The sequence below is a fragment of the Pseudomonas tehranensis genome (genome assembly GCF_014268615.1).
Lineage (GTDB): Bacteria > Pseudomonadota > Gammaproteobacteria > Pseudomonadales > Pseudomonadaceae > Aquipseudomonas > Aquipseudomonas tehranensis.
This window is the reverse complement of sequence record NZ_JABWQV010000394.1, coordinates 1-2997: the sequence shown is the minus strand read 5'-3', so window position 1 is coordinate 2997 and position 2997 is coordinate 1. Positions and strand designations below refer to the sequence as shown.

At 63.3% G+C, this 2997-nt stretch carries 3 protein-coding genes; 2 read left to right on the top strand and 1 reads right to left on the bottom strand.

What is annotated here, in order from left to right:
- Positions 1-46: 46 nt before the first annotated feature.
- On the bottom strand, positions 47-595 hold the full coding sequence (locus tag HU811_RS26300; protein WP_092402625.1) for a sugar ABC transporter ATPase: 549 nt from the start codon (positions 593-595) through the stop codon (positions 47-49).
- A gap of 151 nt (positions 596-746) precedes the next feature.
- Between HU811_RS26300 and xseA the strand changes: the two genes are divergently transcribed.
- The gene (gene xseA / locus HU811_RS26295; protein ID WP_092454052.1) at positions 747-2126 is read left to right on the top strand and encodes an exodeoxyribonuclease VII large subunit; all 1380 of its coding nucleotides are present in this window, start codon (positions 747-749) and stop codon (positions 2124-2126) included.
- Positions 2127-2129: 3 nt separating this feature from the next.
- Positions 2130-2951 carry a peptidoglycan DD-metalloendopeptidase family protein gene (locus tag HU811_RS26290; protein WP_092402621.1) on the top strand — a complete coding sequence of 274 codons (822 nt, stop codon included), beginning with the start codon at positions 2130-2132 and terminating at the stop codon, positions 2949-2951.
- Positions 2952-2997: the final 46 nt, after the last annotated feature.

Sequence of the window (2997 nt, the reverse complement as noted above, 5' to 3'; positions counted from 1 at the left end):
CGCCTTCGCGAGCAAGCCCGCTCCCACATGGGTTATTGCGGCGCCCTTACAACTCCACCTTCACCCAACTCACCGGCTGATCCAGCCAGTCGGCGAACTCGTCGATAAAGTCCTGCTTGAACCCCGCCTCGAGCCAGTTGTTGAAGATAAACCCCAGATTGGAAAAGCCACACGGCTGCAGGAACAGGAACCCGTTGATGTCATCTTCATGCCCACACTCGGGACAAGTGAAGTTATCGGTGCGGGCAGGCATCCACTCTTCCAGGCTTTCGAACAGCGCCTCGCCGATCTCCTTGCGGCATTCGGCGCAGCCGGCTTCCTCGAGAAAGCCTTTGGCCGGGGTATAGATGCAGCGCTTGGTAATGATTTCCAAGCCATTGACCGGCTCGCCAAACGGCAAGGCTTCAGGGTGCATGACCACCTCGCGGGCGCCGGGGGCGATGGCGTGGGCCATGCGATTGCCGGTACGCCCGCAGGTGGTCAGCTGTTCTTCGACGATATTCTTGCGGACCAGCCAGCGCACAACCGCCCGGGCCCGAGGCTCGTGGACCGGCAAGGAGGAAATTTTCGGGACGATGATGCTTTGCGAATTCATGGGACATCCTGCGGTGAATCTACCGGTGGCGACGAGCAAGCCCGCGCCCACCTTGAACCTATGGGCAATGGTGCATTGTACCGCGCCAATTCCCGGAAGGTTTTGCGGTGAACATGGAGATTGAGCAGCGAATGCCCTTATCATGCGGCCCATGATTAAAGATCCCTTTGCCCGACTGGGCCTGGACCGCGAGGTCCTGACTGTCAGCCAGCTCAACGGCCGTGCGCGGGTGTTGCTTGAAGACGTGTTCAGCAACATCTGGGTCGAGGGCGAAATCTCCAACCTTGCCCGGCCCGCTTCTGGCCATGTGTATTTCACCCTCAAGGACAGCGGCGCCCAGGTGCGTTGCGCACTGTTCCGGCAAAATGCCGCGCGGGTGCGTCAGGCCCTCAAAGACGGGCTGGCGGTGAAAGTACGCGGCAAGGTCTCACTGTTCGAGGGCCGCGGCGACTATCAGCTGATTCTCGACACCGTGGAACCGGCGGGCGATGGCGCCCTGCGCCTGGCCTTCGATGCGCTGAAGGAAAAGCTCAGCGCCGAAGGTCTGTTCAGCGCCGAACGCAAGGTGCCGCTGCCGGCCCATCCGCAACGCATCGGCATCATCAGTTCGCCCACCGGCGCGGTGATCCGCGACATCATCAGCGTCTTCCGCCGCCGTGCGCCGCAGATTTCCCTGACGCTGATCCCCACCGCCGTACAGGGCCGCGAAGCCACTGCGCAAATCGTCCGCGCGCTGAAACTGGCGGATGCCCGGGGGTTCGATGCGCTGATCCTGGCCCGAGGCGGCGGTTCGCTGGAAGACTTGTGGTGCTTCAACGAAGAAGCCGTGGCCCGGGCCGTGGACGCCTGCGTCACGCCGATCGTCAGCGCCGTCGGCCATGAAACCGATGTGTCCATCAGCGATTTCGTCGCTGACGTGCGCGCCCCGACCCCGTCCGCCGCTGCCGAACTGCTGGCCCCCGATGCCGGCGACCTGGTGCGCCGGGTCGAAAGCCTGCACCGGCGGTTGGTGATGCGCATGCGCGACCGCCTGATGCGCGATCAACTGCGCCTCGAAGGCCTCACCCGCCGCCTGCGCCACCCCGGTGAGCGCCTGCGCCAGCAAGCCCAGCGTCTCGACGACCTGGACATGCGCATGCGCCGGGCCTTCGAGCGCAGCCTCAATACCCGCCGCGAACGCCTGATCCGCCTGGAAACCCGCTTGGCCGGGCAACATCCGGGGCGGCAACTGGCACTGCTGCGCCAGCGCCTGGACAGCCTCGCCTCGCGCTTGCCCCGTGCGATGCGTGAAGGGCTCAAAGCCCGACGCGTGCAGCTGCACAACCAGATGCAGACGCTGCACATTGTCAGCCCCCTGGCGACCCTCGGCCGGGGCTACAGTATTTTGCTGGACGAGCGCGGCCAGGCGATCCGCAGCGCCGGGCAGACCCAAACTGGCCAGCGCCTGACCGCGCGGCTCGGTGAAGGCGAACTGCTGGTGCGGGTCGAAGACAATCACCTGACGCCGGTCACCCTTTCTCTATTGGATTGATTCATGCCGCGATATCTCGCCCCATTGCTTTTGCTGTGCCTGACCTTCAACGCCAACGCTGACAGTTACATCACCCGCCTGCTGAACAAGCCAGTGCCCGGCGGCGTAGCCGTGGTAGACCTGGGCAGCGCGGCCCAGCCGCCAAAAGCCAGTTACCAGGGCAAACCGGTGCTGGTGGTCAAGGAAAAGGACAACTGGCTGGCGATTGTCGGCATCCCGCTGACGGTCAAGCCCGGCACCCAGCAGATCAGCAGTGGCGGCAGCACTCAGCCGTTCGTGGTCGGCTATAAAAAGTACCCCGAGCAACACATCACGCTGAAGAATAAGCGCCAGGTCAATCCAAACCCGGCGGACCTCAAACGCATCAACGCCGAACTGGCCGTGCAACTGAAGGCGTATCGTAGCTTCAGCCCGAACATCCCCAGCAACCTGCTGCTGGACAAGCCGGTCAATGGTCCGATGTCGAGCAAGTTCGGCGTGCGGCGCTTCTTCAACGGCGAAGAACGCAACCCCCACGCCGGGCTGGACTTCGCTGTGCCCGCCGGCACACCCATCAAGACTCCGGCCGCAGGCAAGGTCATCCTCACCGGTAATTACTTCTTTAATGGCAACACCGTATTCGTCGATCATGGCCAGGGTTTCATCAGCATGTTCTGCCACATGTCGAAGATCGACGTGAAGGTCGGCCAGCAGCTCAAGCGCGGCACAGTCGTCGGCAAAGTCGGCTCCACGGGGCGGGCGACCGGGCCACACATGCACTGGAACATCAGCCTGAACGATGCGCGGGTGGATCCGGCGATTTTTATCGGGGCATTCCAGCCCTGAGTTTTTGCGGTGAAGCTGCCGGCCTCATCGCGAGCAGGCTCGCTCC